This is a genomic window from Solibacillus merdavium, assembly GCF_014836935.1.
Classification (GTDB): domain Bacteria; phylum Bacillota; class Bacilli; order Bacillales_A; family Planococcaceae; genus Solibacillus; species Solibacillus ferritrahens.
The window spans coordinates 57,773-79,381 of record NZ_JACSPW010000015.1; the positions used below are offsets into that span (position 1 = coordinate 57,773).

Consider the following 21,609-nt stretch of genomic DNA (forward strand, 5'->3'; position numbering starts at 1 on the left):
AATATCTCACATAATATTATATTTATATTTTATATTTCTAATTCTATTACTCACGAATACTATATTAGCGTAATTCCTCATGAAATTTCATGGGAGATGATTGTATATGGGTGAAATAACTAGTAAAGTTAATATATATTAAGTGAAAAAACACCTATTTTAAAGTTAATTATTTCCTTGTTTTAACTATTTCATAATAGAAATATATAGAAATGATAATTAGAATTAAAGTTCATAAATTAAAAATAAAAATGTATTAAGGAGTAAAATATAACATTATAGTTTATTTTATTTCAATGGAATTTTGAAATTCACATTTTTGTCATTTCAAACTAGGTAATTAGAACTGTTTTTGAGTGACCTATGAAAAAGGTGAACAAATTAATAATAAAATCAATGAAAATAGACAATTATATACGGCGTCTTGCAGTGGCTATCATTTGTGTATCGAAGGCTTGTGATTAGAACTATTTTGGCGGGGGTAAAGTATGAATGGTTGGCTATTTATTAATAGAACGGTTTTGCTTTTTGATTTTCAAATCGAAAAGCAAAACCGTTCCTTTTTGTTTAAAGAGAAGTAGAGGATACTTCTTTTAAGTAATATGTGAACGATTTTCCTTCTTTAAAAAGAAAAACTACATAAATTTGATACAGTTTTGGGCACTATCGGCCGATATAAAGAGTGTACGTGCTAAAAAGATGTACCATGATTCGACACTTCAAAAAAGGGGGGTTCTCTAACATGGATTCGAAAAAAGGGAAAAAGCTTTCGAAGGCTACAGTCGCAACAGTTTTAGCAGCGAGTGGTGTCATAGTGGCAATGCCGCAGCAGACAAATGCCTATTCATTTAGCGATTTAAATCCATTTGCAGATTATTATGAGCCCATTTTAGATTTAGCTAGCCGCAAAATTGCGACAGGCTACTCAGATGGCACATTTAAACCAAATCAAGCCATTACTCGGGAAGATGCCGCTAAAATGCTGGCACTAACGATTGATGTTAATATAACAAATCCAAAAAACCCAGGCTTCAAAGATGTACAGATGAGCAATCCAAATTACCGCTACATTGCAGCATTGGCAGAGGCAGGGGTTATTAACGGGTATTCCGATAAAACATTTAAGCCAAAAGAACCGATTACTCGCGGGCAAATGGCGAAAATTTTAACACTTGGTTTCAAATTTGGGGTTTCCTCAAAGCTTAACCATGGGTTTAAGGATGTTAACGCAAAAAATGCGAATGCCTACTTCATCCAAACACTATATGATCTGAATGTGACGAAGGGTAAGACACCTGTTTCATTTGATCCATTTAATACAGTAACACGCGCACAAATGGCAACATTTATTTGGCGTGCGGAAAAAGCAGATCGAGGCAATCCTGTATATGCGATTGGCGATATTACTGGCAATCAAATTTACATAAACGGTGTTGCACATACGATTGCGCCACATTTACGAAGCATTTTAAATGCAGCGAATAAAAATGTATTGCAAGGTGCCTTTATTGAAGGGAATTTTTCAGGAAATACGGTTCAAAACATTTCGAAGCTGACGATTAATGCGAGCGGAAATTCTTCGCGATTATTGGCGCTTGATGGCGGCTATTCTTCTTTTGCAGGAGAGCTTATTGTACATGGTAGCTATGTGCGTTTTAAAAATATAAACTTTACCGGGCGTGTGGAAGTGGCGGAAGCACCGAGACGTTCGCTTGCTTCACTAAGTAATATACGTATTGCAAGTGTTGGCAATGTTGCATCATTCATCGATTGGGAAAAACCGACTGTCCCAAAAAATGAAGAGTTCCTGAACCCAATTGATAAAGAAACATTACAAGAGAAACCAGACCCAACAAAGCCACCTCATTTACAGAAGTATACGGACCGCATGTCGAACTTAAAGAAATATGTCGACTTTGAAAACTCGGATATCCGTCATCTATATGTAACGTCAGATCGTACATTTGTAAAAGCCAATTACGAAATCGACCGTCTGACATTACAAGGAAATGTGGCAAATGTTGAGCTATATGCAAGTCCGAATGCTATGTACATCGACACAGACTACAATGTATCGGTTTTTGGTGTGCATGATATCCAGTATGTATACAAAAACACATTAAAAAATGTGTCGTTTAAAACAGATAGTACATACGACTATTATTACATTACTTCAAGCCATGGCTTTACCGATATTGGCTCACATGTTTATATTACGAACGCAATTATTCCGCCAAACAAAACGGTGAATGATGTTTTTGATGATTATAAAACGGATGATCCGAACATTGGCTATATAAAAGATGAAAATGGGAAAGCAGTAGATCGTGATCCGGTAGAAAATACGATTATTCCGGATGTTACTGGACCAAAGATTACGCAGTTGGATGTGGCTGCTGGAGGATCGACAGCGGACGTAACATTAACGGCTGATGAAGATGGAACTTACTACTATGTTGTAAAACCGGCTAAGGAAAAAGCTCCAACGATTAACGAGATTAAAACAGGCGGCACTAAATACAATGGCAACGGTCCACTCGTAATGGACGAGCCAGTTAAGTTTACAGTAAACGGCTTAGAAACAATGACAGATTATGTTATTTATGCCATTGTCATCGATAAAATGGATAACGTATCGGAAAAAGAGGAGCAGGAGTTCTCGACGATTGATAACCGACCACCTACATTCCGCTTGGACAAAGGGGAAACAATGTACGGCGGGAAGCGTGTACAGTTTGTCATCAAAGGAATTACAGAGCCTGGCGAATATTACTATTATATCCGTGAGAAATCACCAGTTACATTACCTGATCCAACTGTTGATGAAATTATGAAACGTTATACAGGTAAAGGTACGATTGCAAAGCCTGACGATGTTGTCATTACCGAAACAAAATACGGTGCAAGCCCAGCGATAGGCGACATTAAGCCAAATACAGAGTACGAAATTTATGCTGTAATGGTGGATAAATCAGGAAATAAAATGCGCAACCCCGCTCCGAAAATTACATTGAAGACGGAAGCGCCTGATACGACATATCCGTATGTACTGGATCCGCCAGAGCTTCAATTGGCAGATAAGGAAAAAGGCTATTTCTATATTAACGTAAGTGAAGAACTGGACAAGGCAACAGCTGAAAATCCGGATAACTATTTATTATCCGGTACAGGTATTGTGAATATTTCCGGACATAAGGAAATGAAACCAGTCGAGGTACAATACTCGAACAAGCGAATTCGCTTAACGATTCCTGCAGTCAGCTCTCTAGTAAACGGCGATACGATTGTTGCGACGGTATTAAAAGGTGTAAAAGACTTAGCTGAAAATGAATTTGAAAATAAAGAGACAGTAGCGGTAGGTGTAGAACCAAGAAACTACGCTCAGTACAATCACACGGATTCGGTGAAACCAGAATTAACAATTAAAAATGTAATTACTGGTCCAAATAAATATGAAGTAGAGGTAGAGGCAAAGAAAGCCGGTACTTATTACTACATGATTTTACCAAATGATTTTGATTTTAAAGATATTACGAGCCGTGATTTTGTAGATGAATTTTCAAATGACCCGAAAGTTATTACAGGGAAGTTTAAAAAAGCGCCACCGTTAGATAAAGAAAATCATTATATCGGAAACGGTCAAAACCCTGCGCCGTTAGGAACATTTAAATTTGATGTAACAAAACCGGGAACACCTCCACGGGACCCGTTTAAAAGCTACAAAATTTACATGGTGTTAAAGGATCGTTCGGGACAGCTTTCGGAGATTATGAATAAAAATTTAATTGATGATGTAAAGCCACCGTTAGTAACAGGTGTCATGATTGAAAATGTGAAAGATAGCGATACACAGATTAAATTCACAGCCAATGTCGATGAGAAAGCAAACTTCTATGTATTACCTGTAAGAAAATATAAAAAAGAAACAGTAGATGGCAAAGAAGTATATGTATTAAATACTGATTACTTTGATGCATCGGGAATTTTAAAAGATATTACGGCTGTGTTAAGCACAACAGCCAATGCACCAGATTTATTTAATAAGTTTAAATCTTTAGGGGCAAAGGATATAGGTGGTTCAACAGGTAAAGGTACATTTATTGATATTCCAAGGGAAAATCTTCTAAACTTAACAGCTCACGAAGAATATGGCTTCTATATAGGGGCAGTTGATACAATTGGAAACTTTACAATTTTAGAGAAGAGTTCAGCCGTAGTAATTGAGGAAGACGAGCCAAAAGGTCCGCAGATGAAGAAGACGCTTTATATGGATGGCACAAACCCTCATATTAAAAATGATGGATTAGTTACTAGACAAAGTAATTCATTTAACTCATCGTTTATGGAAACCACATTTACAATTACATTTAATGAAGCAATTATGCGTCAGGATGATTTAAGCGGATTATCAAATTATAATAAGACGGCAATACCGGCAAGTGGTACGTTTAATCTATCCTCAATTTTGGAATTTAACGGTGCAGATATTAACGATTATGAATTTGTAAGTTATTCAGTAGGTACAAGTACTACAAGCGAATCTAAGTTAATTATTCGTCCGAAAAATGCACGAGCAGCTATGCAAACGTTCCGAGTGAAGATGAAAGAAGATACTACAGGAGCAACTGTTTACGATTATAAAGATCAAAATGGCTTTGATACGACGAAAATTGGAACTTATATTTATCCAGCGTCTATTATTAATCAAATGTCAATTGCACAATTAAGCACACCTTATGTGTTAGATACAATAGTAGAAACAAGTTCTAAAAAGCTAAATTTATCTGTAGATTTTGATGTAGATTTAGGTTTAGTACAACGTTATTATTATGCAGTTGTTCTCGGAACAACGACGATTAAACCGACTGCTGAAGAAGTGATAAATGCAGTAAGAACTAATACTGTATCATCAAGTAGCCCAATTTATATTTATGGATCTGATATGATTGACGGAAGCGCAGGTAAGAGTCAAGTGTTGCCATTAGAAACAGGTAAAATTAGAGCGTCAGATGTATTCAAAACAGGACATAAAATTTATATGTTTACCGTTGATAAATACGGAAATATTGTATGGGCAAAACATAAAACAATGGCACAAGATTATATTGAAATCACAAAGTAATAAATATTTTACACCTGGTGTGAAAACAGTACAAATAACAACAGATTCAAACCAATCTTACAGTGGCCAAAGCTACGTAGGATTGGTTTTTTTTTGTTAAAGATCATAATGGCTACCATTCTATCAATATCTAAACCCCTTTAATATTTGGTGAATTAAGGTAAGATTTAACGCTTCTTTATTATATACAAATCACGGACAGAGCTAACTTAAAAGAATATATCTTAATAAAAATGACAGGTGTCATTAGTATTTACTGACGCCTGTCGATATTTTCGTAAGTGACCTCCAATGTACGATAAAGGTACGGAAATGGAGGGCATGAAGATGAAACGTATTGCATTAATCGATATTTTAAGAGGTATCGCCATTTTAGGGACACTAGGAACGAATATTTGGATTTTTGCCCATTTAGGGGATCTCAAGTATATAACGACCACGGATTTTAGCAGTTGGTCGAATATGGATGATATTTTACGCATGCTTGTACTGTTTGTGTTTAACGGTAAGTTGCTTGGCATGTTAACGATTATGTTCGGAGTAGGGATGGCGATAAAATACGAGCAGTCCATCAGACGTAATAAACCTTGGATTGGGATGTATAAGTGGGTGATTGTATTTTTAATGGTGGAAGGCTTTCTGCACTACGTATTTGTAATGGAATATGATGTGCTTATGAGCTATGCCGTTACTGCCGCAATTATCGCTGTCATACTAAAGCGCGGGGAACGGGCGATGACACGGGCGTTATGGGTTGCTGGAGCTTTACATTTAGGAATGCTTGCTCTTATTTTTACTTCAATGCTGCTTGGTCCCGCATTTTCAATGGCGAGCTCTCCACAGTTAATTGCGATTTATGCAGAAGGATCGTGGCTGGAGCAGGTCCAAAATCGCCTTGCGAATTTTATGTTTTTTAGAGCAGAGGCGATTTTCATACTTCCTTTAAATATATGCTTATTTATTGTTGGGATAAAACTTATGCGCAGCGGTGCTTTCTCCTTTACGGAGCGCGGCATTGCTATTCAGCGGAAGCTTCTTACTTGGGGGCTATGTCTAGGATTGCCCTTGAATGTATTAACTTTTGTACCAGGTGGTTTATTTGATTTGCCTGTCCGATATATATTTGCCCCTGTGCTGGCATTAGGTTATATAGGACTGATTGCTATTATTGTTCGGAAGTGCAGTACATGGGGAATGTGGAAGTGGCTTGAGAAAACGGGGCGTATGTCTTTAAGCTGTTACATTTTGCAAAACCTTACTGCCACAGCTATTTTCTACGGCTGGGGTTTAGGTCTTGGTGGTAATGTAAATAGTGTGGAAATTATAGGTATTTTTTGTATGATAGTAGTGGGACAAATTATATTGGCAAATGTTTGGTTAGCTAAATTTCCGTATGGACCAATCGAATGGCTGCGGAAAGGAATGCTGCAGAGGCTGGAAAGATAGGGGGGCGACATGCTGGAATGGTATCCTAAAAGTCAGGCAAGATATTATTTAATCATTGATGTACTGACGGTCCTGCTGTTTAGCTATGCGGTTGTCGTCTCGGAACAGATTCCGTCACTTGTTTTTAAAATTGTATTTATAGCCGTTTATTTAGGCGCCTATTACATAGCGCTGTGGTATCAGGATGGTCTATTGCTTCCTGCTACCGTGCTTGGTTTTGTCATTACGGCGTACTTGGCCTATATAGGTGGTCCACAGTGGATCTTCTTTCAGTTTGCCTTTGCAGACTTTGTTGGACGCGCTGTCAATCGGCGTGTTTTATGGATTGCTACGTGTATAAATTTTCTCCTTCTTGCCAGTCTCGTCTGGCGCTATCAGGATGTGCTGTTTTCAAACGCACAGTCAATTGTATTGGCGGCTATGGTTTTTATTTTGCTGCTGCCGTGGTTACGCTATTATATTGAGAAATCCAAGCTGCTTCAACGTGAAGTTGATGAAGCGGTAGTACATATTGCAATGCAGCAGGAACGTCAGCGAATCGCCCGTGATCTGCATGATACTTTAGGGCATACGTTAACGGTCATCAAGGTGAAAACAGAGCTTGTTTCCCGGCTGGTGCCAAGTGATGATCACCGGATTCAAAAGGAGCTCGATGACATTATACTGACAGTCCGCACAGCACATAAGCAGGTGCGTGAGATTATATCGGAAATGAACTTTTTATCCTTGCAGGAAGAACTTAAGCATTGTGAGCAGCTACTTAAGAATGCCGGTATTCGTGTGCAGATTGAGTATCAGCTTACAAATATTCTACTGTCCAGTGTGCAGGAAACGATGCTTGCCTATAGTATCCGGGAAGCAGTAACAAATGTTGTGAAGCATAGTCATGCGGCTACTTGCAGAATACACCTTTACCAGATAGAGGACCGAGTGGAAGTAGCTGTTATCGATAACGGAATCGGTTTATCCAATAAACAGCAAGGAAATGGGTTATTTACAATGAAGGAACGGATGAGGTCATTAAAGGGAAATGCCGAAGTGACGTATGATCAGGAGGGAACAAAAGTGTTCCTGACAATACCACTGTACTCAATACAGGAGGATGAAACATGATTAAAATTTGTATCGCCGAGGATCAGCAGTTGTTGAGGGGCGCCTTAATATCCATTATGGAGCTTGAGGAGGATTTACATATTGTAGGTGAGGCAGCAGATGGAGCAGAAGCATGGACTTTAATTGAAAAAGAAAAGCCAGATGTATGCATTTTGGATATTGAAATGCCACATTTATCCGGTTTGGAAGTAGCTGCGAAAATACGCAATCACAATTTTCCATGCAAAATCATGATTATGACAACATTTGCAAGGGCCGGTTATTTGCAGGAAGCTATGGATCTTCATATTGATGCGTATGTGCTTAAAGATGAGCCTATCCAATATGTAATTGGCGCTGTACGTAAAATTATGCAAGGTGAAAGAGTGATTAGCCAGGATCTTGCTGCAACTTTATTTATGAATGAAAAAAATCCTCTAAATGAACGGGAAATCAATGTACTAAAGCTCGTGAAGGATGGCTATACGACAAATGAAATCAGTAAAAAGTTATTTCTTACTAAAGGCACAATCCGCAACTATTTATCTTTATCTATTCAAAAGCTAGAAGTTGAAACAAGGCAGCAGGCTGTGCAAAAGGCGGTTGAAAAGGGCTGGATTTAGTTTTTAAATAGGTAGCTATTTAATTAATAGAAATTAGCAGGGAATATGGAGAACCGTACTATAAAGTAAGTGCAGTTTTTTATTAAAAAACCTGGGACAATATGAGAAATATCGATTTTTCCTTTTGGGAAAATCGATATTTTTCTGCTTCTGCCAGAATTGATTTCCGTTACGGGGACGCTTTCTGGAAGATATTTCTCCTACGGTTACTCGTCTCCAAACAAATAATGCTGTTCTCCCTGGGTTCGCCCCCTCCACTCCAATCAATCTATAGATAGGGTGTAAATTTCTTAATAAGAATCCTTCTCTTATTTAATGAAATTTCTACTTATGTCCCAGCCACTTTGTTTATAAGCAAATAAATTTTAGATAGTCTTTAATATCCTGTGTGTATTTAATACACCTGCATCTGTTGCATTATAAATCAAATTAATTATATAATTTTCCTTTTTAGTTTATTCCTGAAAGTTGAAGATTGAATTTTCTCTTTACTTGATAACTATCAGTAGGTATTTCCTCGTATTTAATTATATGAATATAATGATTTTCTGTTAACTCATCGCAGTATTTTGGGATACCTATTCATATTTTAATAGCTTTTGTTGCTAAAAAAAAATTGGGAACAAGTAGCTAATAGGTAAGGAAAAAGTTGTGGTTTTATGGTATATTTAATCAAATAACCAAAAATTGAGATTCATCAATGTTAGAATACTATAACAATAGAATTTTTGGGGATAAATTACTTTTTTATAATTAAATATGTATTTAATTATAATGGTAATATAATAATTGGAACTGGTAATTAATTAGAAGAGGTGATATGAATGGAGGAAAATAATCTTATGGAAAGTAAACCTTTTACATTTAATTTTCAAAGGGTTCATCAGTTAAACTTAAAAATTACATGCTTCCTGTTGGCGATAATCATAATTCCACTAATCGTTGATAATGGATTTAACGGGGCGATATTGTATATTTTAACTGCTGTTGGTGTGATAGCGTGTGCAGGCTTAAATTATTTTTTGAAGCACCCTGATACTGTTAAGGCAGTCTTATTTGCGGCATTACCCGGAACGGCAGTATTTGCATTATTCTTATTAGATGGTTTTACATTAAATAAGCATTACTTAGTTTTTATTACAATTGTAATGGCAGCAATTTATTTTAGTCGAAAGATTTTGTTTACATACGCACTTATTGTACAAATTTGTGTGGTGTTACTTTACGTTTTAGCTCCGGAAAAATTTTTAGGGGAAAATCAATCGTTCACGGGCTTTCTTACAGTATTTTTCGTATATAACGGAGTTTTATATATGTTAATTAAACTAAATGAATGGGGCGGCCAATTAGTTTCTGGGTCGCAAAAACGAGAGCAAGAGACAAGTCTGCTACTGCAAGAAACGAAGGAATTAGTAGTAAAGATTGAACAAAGTGCTTATACGTTAGGTACAGAAACGGATGATGTGAAAAGTACATCAAATGCGTTAGCAACCGTGAGCGATACAATTTTAAACTCAACACAGCAAATTGCTGAATCTATACATAGTGAAGCGGAGTCAATTTCTGCAATGCATAATATGATGCATGAATCGAAGCTAGAGCTTTCACAAACAGTTGATTTATCTCAAGAAGCAATGGATCATTCACAACAAGTAAATGAGCAGTTATCTAGAAATGCACAAAATGTGGATCAGGTAACGAAGCAGATGGATGTCTTAAGCGAATCGATGAATATGACAGTAATTACGATGGAAGATTTGCAAAGTAGCTTACAGACGGTGAATGATTTACTAGGTGGTATTAAAAGTATTGCCGACCAAACGAATTTGTTGGCATTAAATGCTGCGATAGAGGCGGCACGAGCCGGTGAACATGGGAAAGGCTTTGCGGTAGTAGCAGATGAAGTTCGAAAGCTAGCAGAGGAAAGTGCAGTAACGGCGTCGGAAATTACCGGAGTTACTTCTCAGCTTTTCACAAAATCTTCAGCGGCACAGGAACAATCTATGCACGGTCAAGTGACTGCGTTAGAAGGGCAAAAATTATTACAAGAAATTGCGACTGTCTTCAATAATGTCAAGAATTCAAGTGATATTTCAAACGCCAATATGAAGAAAAGTGCTCTTGCGATTGAAAAGGTTAGCAACCAGTTCACCCAACTATTAAGTGAAATTGATATGCTATCAATTGCGTCCCAGCAAAATAGTGCGGCTACAGAAGAAATTGTTTCTTCTATCTTAGAGGAAAATAAATTACTAGAAGTGATTGGTGAGGCAACAGAAAAACTTCAAACTTTAAATCGAGAGCTAATTGCCTTAACTAAATAATCCATATACCGAGGTACGAGGATGAACCGTTAGCCGGAAAAGGTATAAGGTATATGTTTAAAGGGGAGTTGAACAGTAGGAAAGGCTGACTCTTAAAAAATAAATTCCCTTCATTCTAAGTAGAGAATGAAGGGAATTATTTTTATCTAGTTATTATAACTTCTTCAAGCGTTAAGCCTGTTGATATTCCTCTTTTAAAATAGAGTAATACACACTATCCACCAGTGTTCCGCGGATCATATGATTTTTTCTCATTGTGCCTTCATGGGTCATACCTAAACGGCTCATCAATTTTGAAGATGCTGCATTTCTAGTGTCGGACTCCGAAAATACCCGTTCTAAGCCTAGCTTATTGAAGGCTAAATCGAGTATTAAGTTTCCGGCTTCGTTCATATAGCCTTTTCCCCAGAAACTTCTGTTCATCGTAAATCCGAGTTCACCGCTTTTGTTCCATTCGTGGACGCGGAACTCGATTGCCCCAATCATTTTATTACTTTCCTTTAACATGAGTGCATACTTGCCAAGAGGCTCTTTCAAAAAATAATTTTCTATCATTTTCTTCGTTTGAGTCAGCTCTTTATGGGGTTCGAATAGGAACTTAACTGTTTCCTCATCCGCCATATATTCATACATATCTTCGGCATCCGTAAGAGAAATCGGACGTAAAAAGAGACGCTCGCTTTCCAATTCACTGTGTTCTTCAAGTAGTTGATTACTATTTTTCATGTGTTTTCTCCAATTATTATGTCTTTGATTCGAGAGTGTTATAGGCTTGCTTATCATAACATAATATACATTTTTTACTATAAGTTGATATGTATAGTATATACATTCAATTAGAAACGGAGTTAATCAAATGGAAGTTGAATGAATTGATCAATAATAAAGGAGGCAGCACCGAGAGCAATTGCACGATCCTTTAAAGTTGAAAATTGCACAGAATAGTTATCCCGTTGAAAATGCATAGTATTAGAGTTGATTGTATCTAATATAGATTGTTCAATAAATTTTTGCGCTTTTATTATACGATTACCAATAATAATTTTTTCAGGGTTAAATGTTTGAATTAAATTGGTGATACCGAGACCGATATAGTAACCGGTTTCCTTGAATAATTGTATAACATCTTCATGGCCTTCTTCGGCTAGAGTTATTAACTGCTCTAATGAGAGTTCACGTTCTTTTAACATATAAGTTGCATCATGAATAAGGGCATATTCTGAGGCGTATGCTTCCCAACATCCATTACGGCCGCATGTGCATTTACGCCCATTCATATGTATGATGGCATGTCCGCTTTCGCCCGAATAACCGTTAACACCCAAATAAATATTATGATCAATAATAATCCCGACACCTAGCCCGATGCCTATACTTAAATATAATAGGTTTGAAGTTTCTTTATTATTTTCAAAAATATATTCTGCATAAGCACCAGCATTTGCCTCATTCGAAATATAGATTGGGAAGTCAAAGCGATTACGCAAATAGCCTCTGATATCAAAATCTTCCCAACGTAAATTGGGCGCAATAATAATTACGCCATCTTTATTAACAGAACCAGGAACAGCAACGCCTAATCCAACGATTGAGAATGGGCTAGGGGGTACATTTTCCATGAGTAATTCTATTAAATTCAAAATACTTTTTAAATACGCGTCAAGTTGGATGGTTGGTACGAGTTGGAGATTATCGAAAACAATTTCCCCTTTTAGATTAAAGACTGCTCCGTATAAATAGTTAACGCCAATATCAATGCCAAGTGCAAAACCGGCCGTTTCATTGAACCTTAATAATTGAGATCTTCTCCCTCCAGTTGAAAAATCTTTCCCGTCTTCTACGATTAGTTGATCCTCTATTAGTTCAGTTACTAAATTGGCAACCGTTGCTTTTTTTAATCCGATTTCTTCAATGATTTCTCCTCTGGAAACGATCCTTTTAGAGAAAATATAATTTAAAATTTGCTGCTTATTAAATTTTTTCCCTATTTGTTGATTCCAAGACAAAGTAGCGATCCCTCCAATCCAAACAATTAAAAATTTAATTAAAGTATAACAAAATAACTTTGTTCATCCAATAGACAAACAAATATTGTCATGTTATTCTATTTTTAAATTAAGAATATTACAAATATTAAAAGGGGTGTAGTTCATGCGTAAATGTAAGGGCTTTCTTTTTGGGATTCTGTTAGTAATGTCAATGTTATTGGTGGCTTGTGGGCAGGATGCAGGCGATTCAAGCAAAGATACAGGCAAGGCTAATTCAAGTGATTCAGCAGGGGATAAATTGAAGATTGGTTTATCGGTATCGGACTTAACATTAGAACGTTGGCAGCATGACCGTGATTTCTTCGTAGCTAAAGCGGAAGAAATGGGTGCAGAAGTCGTAGTGCAGTCTGCAAATGGTGATGAAGCAAAGCAATTATCGCAAATACAAAATATGCTGTCTCAGGATTTAGATGCATTAGTAATTATTGCGATTAATTCGGATTCTTTATCTACTGTTGTAGAGCAGGCAAATGCAGAAGACGTTCCAGTATTAGCGTATGACCGATTGATTAATGGAGCAGATATCAGTGCATATGTTTCATTTGATAACGTACGTGTGGGCGAAATGCAAGCGGAGTATTTAGTGAATTTAAAACCTGATGGAAACTATTTCTTAATGGGTGGATCTCCAACGGATAACAACGCAAAAATGTTCCGTGAAGGGCAAATGAATATTATTCAGCCATTAGTTGATAAAGGTGATATTACAATTGTCGGCGATCAGTGGGCGAAAGATTGGGACGCAAATGAAGCATTGAAAATTATGGAAAACGCATTAACTGCAAACAAAAACAATATTGATGTTGTCGTTGCTTCAAACGATAATACGGCTGGTGGCGCAATTCAGGCGTTAGAAGCTCAGGGATTAGCTGGTAAAGTATTAATTTCCGGGCAAGATGCTGACCTGGCGGGTGTTCAGCGTATTGCAGATGGCTTACAGACAATGACAGTTTATAAGCCGATAAAAGCAATTGCTGAAAAGAGTGCGGAAGTAGCGGTTCAATTAGCAAAAGGTGAGGAAGTTACTGCTACGGATTCTGTAAACAATGGCCAAATGGATGTTCCATTCATTAAGCTGGACCCAATTTCAGTAGGTAAAGATGAATTGATGACAACAGTTATTGAAGATGAATTCCATAGCTATGATGATGTATATAAAAATGTACCGGAAAGCGACCGTCCGTAAATAACAGCAAAAGGAGGGGGAGAATTTCCCTCCTTTCTTTTAAATGAGGATATCGAGAATGGTGGTGGAAACATGACTGAATATGTTTTAGAAATGAAAGGAATAACAAAAGAGTTTCCAAGCGTTAAGGCTCTGGACAATGTTACTTTTTCAGTGCGAAAAGGTGAAATCCATGCCTTATGTGGTGAAAATGGTGCAGGAAAGTCGACCTTGATGAAAGTATTAAGCGGCGTTTATCCGGCTGGCACATACAGTGGAAAAATTTTAATCAAAGGCAAAGAAGCAAGTTTCAAAAATATTAAAGAATCTCAAGATGCAGGAGTGGCAATTATTTATCAGGAGCTGGCATTGGTTGGTGAAATGACGATTGCTGAAAATTTATTTTTAGGACATGATTTAATGCGCTCGGCCGTTATTAATTGGAATGAAATTTATAAAAAGTCGGTGGTAGCACTTGAAAAGGTTGGTTTAGATTTGGACCCACAAATGAAGGTATCCGAATTAACGGTAGGAAAGCAGCAACTTCTGGAAATTGCAAAAGCTCTGACGAAGGAAACGGATATTTTAATCTTAGATGAGCCAACAGCTGCTCTTACAGAAAGTGATGTAGCTGTTTTAATTAAATTGTTAAATGAACTTCGAAAACAAGGTGTAACATGCATATACATTTCGCACAAATTAGGAGAAGTAATGGAGCTGGCTGATTCTGTAACAATTTTACGTGATGGTCAGACAATCTCAACGAACTCCATCGAGTATCTCACTGAGGAAATGATCATTACAAAGATGGTAGGTCGTGAACTGACGGAGTTATTCCCTTATGAGGTGCATGAAATTAGTGATGATAATGTATTGCTTGTAGAAAACTACACTTCATACAATAAATCAGGAAAAAAAGTTGTATCTAATATAAATTTCAATGTTAAAAAGGGTGAAATTGTAGGTTTTTCCGGCTTGATGGGAGCAGGTCGCTCAGAGCTGTTTATTAGTTTGTTTGGCGGAATGCCTGGTAAAAAAGAGGGTGCGGTCAAACTTAATAATAAAACCGTAACAATTAAATCACCAGCAGATGCCATTAAAGAGGGTTTTGCTTATGTATCGGAAGATCGTAAGCGATACGGTCTAGTACTAGGAATGGATATCGCAAAAAATACGACACTAATTGCATTAAACAAGGTGATGAAACTAAATGTGATTAGCCAAGCACTTGAAGTAAGAGTAGCAGAAGAGATTACAACTAAGATGAAATTAAAAGCACCTAATCTAGACATAGAGGTAGGAAAGCTAAGTGGCGGAAACCAGCAAAAGGTTGTTTTGAGTAAATGGATTATGAATAATCCAAAACTATTAATCTTAGATGAACCTACTAGAGGGATTGATGTTGGTGCTAAATATGAAATTTATAAAATTATGAATGAGCTTGTTCAACAAGGTGTTGGGATTGTACTAATTTCATCTGAGCTGCCCGAAGTTTTAGGAATGTCAGATCGAATTCTTGTTATGTGTGAAGGAGAAATTACGGGTGAATTTACAAGAGAAGAAGCAACTCAGGAAAAAGTAATGATGTGTGCAACTGGAGGGAAAAAACGTGATTAATGAACAGACAATCAAAAAAGAAAGTAAATTATCCTTCAAATTCGATTTACAATCCTATACCTTAATTCTTGCTTTAATTTTTATTGCTATTATTTTCACATTTTTTACTGGAGGGGAATTCTTATCTTCTCGTAATATTTCAAATTTATTTACCCAAATGTCGATCATAGCTGTACTTGCGGTAGGGATGACATTGGTTATTGTGGCAGGACACATCGATTTATCGGTAGGTTCGATAGTAGGGGTTACAGGTGGAATTGCCGCAATGCTGCAAGTTTGGCAAGGATGGAGTACACCAGTTGTTGTCCTCGCAGCAATTATAATTGGAGGTTTAATTGGATTATGGCAAGGATGGTGGGTTGCATACCGAGCAGTGCCAGCATTTATTGTTACACTTGGCGGTATGTTAATATTCCGAGGGGTTTTAATCGGCTTATCGGATGGTCAAACGATTTCATCATTAAATCCAAGTTTTAAACAAATAGGGAACAGTTATTTACCATTTATACCAGGTTATATTATAGCTGCTATAGCCGTTATTTTAATGATAACTTTCACGGTAAATAGTCGTAGAAAGCGTAAGGAAATGGGCTTATTATTATTGCCTTCTGTAATCGATTATGGAAAAGTGACAGTTTATTCTGTTGTTCTAGTAGTCATTACGTATATGTTGAATCGTTATTTAGGTATTCCTATCCCGTTTTTAATTGTAGTGGTAATTGCGCTTGTTTTCATGTTCATTACAACGAAAACAGCATTTGGACGTCGGATTTATGCAATTGGCGGCAACCCGGAAGCAGCAGCATTATCGGGAATAAATATTAAACGAAATACGCTATATGTATTCGTCAGCATGGGTGCTTTAGCGGGAGTAGCCGGTGTATTATTAACAGCGCGTTTAAATGCAGCAACAGTATCTGCCGGGAACAGTTATGAACTTGATGCCATCGCAGCCTGTGTAATTGGCGGTACATCTCTAATGGGTGGTAAAGGGAAGATTTTTGGAGCAATTATAGGTGCACTAATTATGGCAAGTATTGATAACGGAATGTCGATGATGAATATCGGCGCATATTGGCAGTATATCGTAAAAGGTTTAATTTTGATTTTGGCGGTATGGGTTGACATCATTTCTAAAAACAAATAAATCGGAGGAATATTATATGGCATATTTCAGCAATATCTCAGCAGTCAAGTATGAAGGACCAAAATCATCAAATGATTTAGCATTTAAATACTACAATCCAGAGGAAGTTGTAGGCGGGAAAACGATGGAGGAAACTTTACGTTTTGGCGTAGCCTATTGGCATACTTTTACGTATGATGGGGGCGATCCATTTGGTGCAGGAAATATGGAGCGATCATGGGATAAGTTTTCCGGCATGGACCTAGCAAAGGCACGTTTAGAAGCTTCATTTGAATTTTATGAAAAGTTAAATGTGCCATTTTTCTGCTTCCATGATGTAGACGTTGCACCAGAAGGCCAGTCATTGGCAGAAACGAATAAAAACCTGGATGAAATTATTGAAATGATGGAAAAATACATGGCTACTTCTAAAACAAAGCTTCTTTGGAATACAGCCAATATGTTTTCAAATCCACGCTTTGTCCATGGTGCTGCGACATCACCGAATGCAGATGTTTTTGCCTATTCGGCTGCGAAAGTGAAAAAGGGCTTGGAAGTAGCAAAGCGTTTAGGTGCTGAAAACTATGTCTTCTGGGGTGGTCGTGAAGGCTATGAAACACTGCTTAATACAAATATGAGGTTAGAACAAGATAATCTTGGTAAGTTCTTGAACATGGCGGTAGATTATGCAAAAGAAATTGGTTATGAAGGTCAATTCCTGATTGAACCAAAGCCAAAAGAGCCGACAAAACACCAATATGACTTCGATGTAGCAACAGGGATTGGCTTCTTGCGTACGTACGGATTGGAAGATAAATTCAAATTCAATATAGAAGCAAACCATGCAACATTAGCATTGCATACATTTGAGCATGAGTTACATACAGCACGAATTAACGGCATGCTGGGCTCAGTGGATGCCAACCAGGGCGATATACTACTTGGCTGGGATACGGATGAATTCCCTACAGACCTTTATACAAACACGTTAGCAATGTATGAAATTTTGAAAAATGGGGGCCTCGGAAAGGGCGGCTTGAACTTTGATGCAAAAGTACGCCGTGGATCATTTGAGCAAGATGATTTGTTTTATGCACATATTGCGGGAATGGACTCATTTGCAGTCGGACTGAAGGTTGCCCATAAGCTATTGGAAGATGGTGTGTTAGAAAACTTCGTAGATAATCGTTATAGCAGTTATAACGAAGGTATCGGCAAACAAATTGTTGATGGGACTGTCGGCTTCAAGCAGTTGGAAGAATATGCTTTAGGGCTTGGGGAAGTTAAAAACAGCTCTGGTCGCACAGAGAAATTGAAAATGATTATAAATCAGTACATTTTAAATGCTATAGCTGAATAATTGTTAAATAAGCTTTTTGAGGCTAGAGCAAAAGATTTATACTTTTGGTCTAGCCTTTTATGCAGTATGAGGGTGGAGGCAGAAATATGAAGTACGTAATCGGGATTGACCTAGGAACAAGCGCAGTAAAAGCACTGTTAATGAATGAGCAAGGAACCATTGTCGATGAAGCATCAAGAAGCTATCCGCTTGTTCATGAAAAGCCAAGTTACTCAGAGCAAAATCCAAATGATTGGGTGACTGGAACTAAAGCGGCAATTCAGGAAATTGTTAAACGGTTTACGGAAGATGTTTCTACTATTGTAGGGATTAGTTATTCTGGTCAAATGCATGGATTGGTGCTACTTGATGAAAACAATGATGTTCTTCGACCTGCAATCTTATGGAATGATACGCGGACAACAGAGCAGTGTAAGCAAATTGTTGAACATGTTGGGCAGGAGGAACTGCTGAGAATCACTAAAAATAATGCTCTGGAAGGCTTTACGTTACCAAAAATTTTATGGGTAAAGGAATATGAACCGGAAATTTTTAATGCGGTAAAAACTTTTCTATTACCTAAGGATTATGTGCGTTTTGTAATGACTGGAAATTTGCATATGGATTATTCCGATGCGGCAGGCACATTATTACTGGATATAGAAAAGAGCGAATGGAGTCAGGAAATAGCTGCAGTGCTGGGAATTGATTTAGCAATATGTCCACCGCTTGTGTCATCGGCAACAGAAGTGGGGCAACTGACAGAGGAATTTGCTAAAAGCACAGGATTAACGACTGCAACTAAAATTTATGCTGGTGGTGCGGATAATGCATGTGGGGCAATTGGTTCTGGTGTTGCAGGCGATGGTAAAACAATGGTCAGTATCGGTACATCGGGAGTGCTATTATCATACGAGGAATCCAATTCAAAGGATTTTGAAGGAAAGGTACACTACTTTAACCATGTTGTAGAAGATGCTTACTACACGATGGGAGTTACGTTGTCGGCGGGGCATTCCCTTAGCTGGTTTAAAGAGAGATTTGCGGAAGGGCAGTCTTATAATGAATTATTTACAGGGATTGATACAATTGCTCCCGGAAGTAACGGATTATTGTTTACACCGTATATTGTAGGTGAACGCACACCTTATGCAGATTCTACGATTCGTGGAAGCTATATTGGCATTGATGCGGCACATACGAAGCTACATTTTGCGCGGGCTGTGATGGAGGGAATCGTTTTTTCACTGCGTGATTCGTTAGAGATTTTCCGCACCTCGGGCAAAGATATTACCAAAATGGTTTCCATCGGCGGTGGCGCAAAAAGTCCAGTCTGGCTACAAATGCAGGCCGATATTTTTAATGTTACGGTGTATAAACTAAAAAACGAGCAAGGGCCAAGTATCGGTGCTTGTATGATTGCAGCGGTAGGAGCGGATATTTACACAGATTTTGAAGAAGCTGTTCAGGCTTGTGTTCAAATAGAAGGGAAATTTGAACCGAACCCTGAAAATGTTGAAATATACAATCAGCTATATGCAATATATCAACAGATTTACACTCAGACAAAAGCGTTAAATGAACAATTAAATCTATTTCGCTAGGGAGGAATTCACAATGAATGCAGTAAAATGGGGAATTTTAAGTACAGCAAATATTGCGCAAACGCAATTAATTCCAGCTATAAGACGTGCTGAAAATGCGGAAGTCATTGCGATTGCCAGTCGTGGCCCAAAGGTACATGCGATCGCTGAAAACTTAGGGATCAAAAGAGCTTACGAGAGTTATGAAGAATTATTAAATGATCAAGAGGTAGAAGTAATTTATATTCCGCTCCCAAATAATTTACATAAAGAGTGGGTCATTAAAGCAGCAAAGGCAGGAAAGCACATTTTATGTGAAAAACCTGCTGCATTAAACGAAGCTGAGCTAGAAGAAATGATTACAGTTTGTAATGAAGAGAATGTACAGTTTATGGAAGCGTTTATGTACCAATTTCATCCACAGCATATGCGAGTGAAAGAAGTTATTGATTCTGGAGAAATTGGTGAGGTAAAACTTTTTAAATCAAGTCACTCATTTTATTTAACAGACAGTAAAGGTGACATCCGCATGGACGCAGAAAAGGGTGGGGGTGCCATTTGGGATGTGGGCTGCTATTCCGTTCATGCAATGCAATTGATTTTGGGGAAAGAAGTTAAGTCACTTTCATTTAAAAGGATTATAGATTCAAAAACAACTGTTGATGTTTCTGCTTTTGGAATAGTCGAGCTGGAAAATGGAATCCATGGCATGATCGATTGTAGTTTTGATATGACAGAACGAAATGAATATGAAATAGTTGGGACGAAGGGAACGGTAAAAGTTAAGAATGCATTTAGACCAGACCGTCTAAGCGGGAATGGACAAATTACTATTAACACTTTAACAACAGAACGTATCGAACAAACCGGCGGAGACATATACAAGCAAGAGGTTGAATACTTCTCCGATGCTGTACGTACTAATGGAGACCTGACAGTACAGCATAATTATTCACGCAAAAATGTGGGGGTTTTGCATGCGATTCAGCAATCGGTAATCACAAATCAACAAATCGTATTAGCCGATTACGTTTGCAATGATTGAAGTTAGACCTTTTGGACAAATAAACAAGCATCCCGTTTATGAAGTTATTTTAACGAATGCAAATGGGATGTATGTAAGCAGTTGTACATTAGGGTGTATTATAACGGCAATCGCTACCCCCGATTCTAAAGGAATAATTGAGAATGTTGTTTGTTCATTTGATACGGCAGAAAAATATAAACAATATCCGCAGTTTTTTGGTGCTGCGATTGGACCTTTTGCAGGCCGTCTTGAAGATGCTACTTTAGAAATCAATGGAGTTTCTTTTCAAGCGAGGGCAAATGAGGGACACCATTTACTGCACGGCGGAAATGACGGTTTTCACAATCAGCTGTGGCAATTTGAAACAGGTGTTTCCTCGCGTGGACAATTTGTAAAATACTTTCTTAATTTCGAATCCGTTGATTTTCCTGGAAAATTAAATATGTCTATTACCTATACATTAACAGCCGGTAACGAGCTAATCATTTCTTATGAAGGTATAAGTGATACAGACACGATTTTAAATTGTACAAATCATAGTTACTTTAATTTAAGTGGAAATTTAAAGCGTACGATTGAAGAGCATGCTTTAAAATTTTCCAGTAGAGGAATGCTTTATATTGATGAGCGGGGGTTACCGTTGGGCAATATAGAAAATGTAGTTGGAACAATATTAGATTTTAATGATAAGAAATATTTGAAGGAAGTCATTGGGAGTAACTCTACGCAAGTCAAATTGGCGAGCGGAGGCATAGATCATCCATTTCTATTAGAAAAAAATGAAATTGAATTATCGGAGGAAGAAAGTGGCCGCAAACTTATAATCATAACGGATGAACAAGCTTTAGTTGTATATACGGGCAGTAAAATCAGCAGTGGGTACTCATTTAAAGAAGCGCCCGCACAAAATTTTTTAGGTATTTGTTTAGAAGTACAAAATGTTCCAAATAGCGTGAAATATAAACATTTACCAAGTTCTATAATAAAAAAAGGAATTCCTTACCATCATGAAACAATCTACAGATTTACAAATCTATAATAAATATGTCGCAGAATAGAAGAAGCACCATTCGATTATAAAACGAATGGTGCTTTTA

Annotated in this window: 14 protein-coding genes; 12 read left to right on the forward strand and 2 right to left on the reverse strand. The window is 37.4% G+C overall.

The genetic code is table 11. The features are described from left to right. Nucleotides 1-742 precede the first annotated feature (742 nt). The 5 genes from H9632_RS14805 to H9632_RS14825 all read left to right on the forward strand — a co-directional run bounded on the left by H9632_RS14805 (nt 743) and on the right by H9632_RS14825 (nt 10,607). Nucleotides 743-5,122: an S-layer homology domain-containing protein gene (locus H9632_RS14805; protein WP_191704845.1), complete on the forward strand. Its 4,380-nt coding sequence runs from the start codon at nt 743-745 to the stop codon at nt 5,120-5,122. A 327-nt stretch (nt 5,123-5,449) separates the two neighbouring features. Further along, the gene (locus H9632_RS14810; RefSeq protein ID WP_318247708.1) at nt 5,450-6,568 is read left to right on the forward strand and encodes a DUF418 domain-containing protein; all 1,119 of its coding nucleotides are present in this window, start codon (nt 5,450-5,452) and stop codon (nt 6,566-6,568) included. A 9-nt stretch (nt 6,569-6,577) separates the two neighbouring features. Further along, on the forward strand, nt 6,578-7,681 hold the full coding sequence (locus tag H9632_RS14815) for a sensor histidine kinase (RefSeq protein WP_191704846.1): 1,104 nt from the start codon (nt 6,578-6,580) through the stop codon (nt 7,679-7,681). Beyond that, nucleotides 7,678-8,283 (forward strand): response regulator transcription factor, encoded by a 606-nt coding sequence (locus H9632_RS14820; protein WP_191704847.1) that lies wholly within the window; start codon nt 7,678-7,680, stop codon nt 8,281-8,283. Before H9632_RS14815 ends, H9632_RS14820 begins: the two co-directional genes overlap by 4 nt. A gap of 824 nt (nt 8,284-9,107) precedes the next feature. Further along, nucleotides 9,108-10,607: a methyl-accepting chemotaxis protein gene (locus H9632_RS14825; protein WP_191704848.1), complete on the forward strand. Its 1,500-nt coding sequence runs from the start codon at nt 9,108-9,110 to the stop codon at nt 10,605-10,607. Nucleotides 10,608-10,778: 171 nt separating this feature from the next. Here the strand turns inward: H9632_RS14825 and H9632_RS14830 are convergent, their stop codons facing one another. Then, nucleotides 10,779-11,333 carry a GNAT family N-acetyltransferase gene (locus tag H9632_RS14830; RefSeq protein WP_191704849.1) on the reverse strand — a complete coding sequence of 185 codons (555 nt, stop codon included), beginning with the start codon at nt 11,331-11,333 and terminating at the stop codon, nt 10,779-10,781. Between the two features lie 122 nt (nt 11,334-11,455). Beyond that, a complete protein-coding gene (locus H9632_RS14835; RefSeq protein WP_191704850.1) occupies nt 11,456-12,613 on the reverse strand; it encodes an ROK family protein in 1,158 nt (385 codons plus the stop codon). A 145-nt stretch (nt 12,614-12,758) separates the two neighbouring features. On the opposite strand from H9632_RS14835, the gene xylF reads away from it, so the two are divergent. The 7 genes from xylF (at nt 12,759) to H9632_RS14870 (ending at nt 21,551) form a co-directional block, all read left to right on the forward strand. Further along, on the forward strand, nt 12,759-13,841 hold the full coding sequence (gene xylF, locus H9632_RS14840; protein ID WP_191704851.1) for a D-xylose ABC transporter substrate-binding protein: 1,083 nt from the start codon (nt 12,759-12,761) through the stop codon (nt 13,839-13,841). Nucleotides 13,842-13,913: 72 nt separating this feature from the next. Further along, a complete protein-coding gene (locus H9632_RS14845) occupies nt 13,914-15,437 on the forward strand; it encodes a xylose ABC transporter ATP-binding protein (protein WP_191704852.1) in 1,524 nt (507 codons plus the stop codon). Then, nucleotides 15,430-16,584, forward strand: a complete 1,155-nt coding sequence (locus tag H9632_RS14850) for a sugar ABC transporter permease (RefSeq protein WP_318247709.1) — start codon at nt 15,430-15,432, stop codon at nt 16,582-16,584. The genes H9632_RS14845 and H9632_RS14850 overlap by 8 nt, the downstream gene beginning before the upstream one ends. 16 nt (nt 16,585-16,600) lie before the next feature. Then, complete coding sequence (gene xylA / locus H9632_RS14855; RefSeq protein WP_191704853.1) at nt 16,601-17,923, forward strand: xylose isomerase; 1,323 nt, start codon at nt 16,601-16,603, stop codon at nt 17,921-17,923. Between the two features lie 86 nt (nt 17,924-18,009). Beyond that, complete coding sequence (gene xylB, locus H9632_RS14860; protein ID WP_191704854.1) at nt 18,010-19,506, forward strand: xylulokinase; 1,497 nt, start codon at nt 18,010-18,012, stop codon at nt 19,504-19,506. Nucleotides 19,507-19,519: 13 nt separating this feature from the next. After that, nucleotides 19,520-20,530, forward strand: coding sequence for a Gfo/Idh/MocA family protein (locus tag H9632_RS14865; protein ID WP_191704855.1), 1,011 nt, complete (start codon nt 19,520-19,522; stop codon nt 20,528-20,530). After that, a complete protein-coding gene (locus H9632_RS14870; RefSeq protein WP_191704856.1) occupies nt 20,523-21,551 on the forward strand; it encodes an aldose epimerase family protein in 1,029 nt (342 codons plus the stop codon). Before H9632_RS14865 ends, H9632_RS14870 begins: the two co-directional genes overlap by 8 nt. The last annotated feature ends 58 nt before the right edge of the window (nt 21,552-21,609 follow it).